Origin of the sequence: Curtobacterium sp. MCBA15_005 (assembly GCF_001864855.1) — a bacterium.
Taxonomy (GTDB): Bacteria; Actinomycetota; Actinomycetes; order Actinomycetales; family Microbacteriaceae; genus Curtobacterium; species Curtobacterium flaccumfaciens.
Genome location: NZ_MJGL01000027.1, coordinates 6,595 through 7,045 on the forward strand (window position 1 = coordinate 6,595; position 451 = coordinate 7,045).

Annotated in this window: 1 protein-coding gene; it reads right to left on the reverse strand. The window is 69.4% G+C overall.

Features of this window, described 5'->3' with window-relative positions:
* On the reverse strand, positions 1-451 hold a 451-nt coding region (locus BIU89_RS11935; protein WP_071246813.1), incomplete at both ends, for a response regulator.

The following is a 451-nucleotide window of genomic DNA, read 5'->3' on the forward strand; positions in this document are numbered from 1 at the left end:
TCGAACTCGAGCGGCGTGAGCGCGATCACGGTGTCGCCGCGGCGCACCTCGTGCCCGGCGACGTCGACCGTGACGTCGCCGACGTGCAGCACGGTGGCGTCGGACGCGCTCGGCCGCAGGCGGGTCCGGATGCGGGCGACGAGCTCCTTCGGGTTGAAGGGCTTCACGACGTAGTCGTCGGCACCGTTCTCGAGCCCGAGGACGACGTCGGCGGTGTCGCTCTTCGCGGTGAGCATGATGATCGGCGTGCCGCTCTCGGCACGGATGCGCTTGCACACCTCGATGCCGTCGATGCCGGGCAGCATGACGTCGAGCAGGACGAGGTCCGGCTTGGTGGCGTGGAACGCGTCGACGGCGTCGTTGCCGTCGGCGCTGAACTCGGGTTCGTACCCCTCGGAGCGGAGCACGATGCCGATCATCTCGGAGAGGGCCTGGTCGTCGTCGACGACGA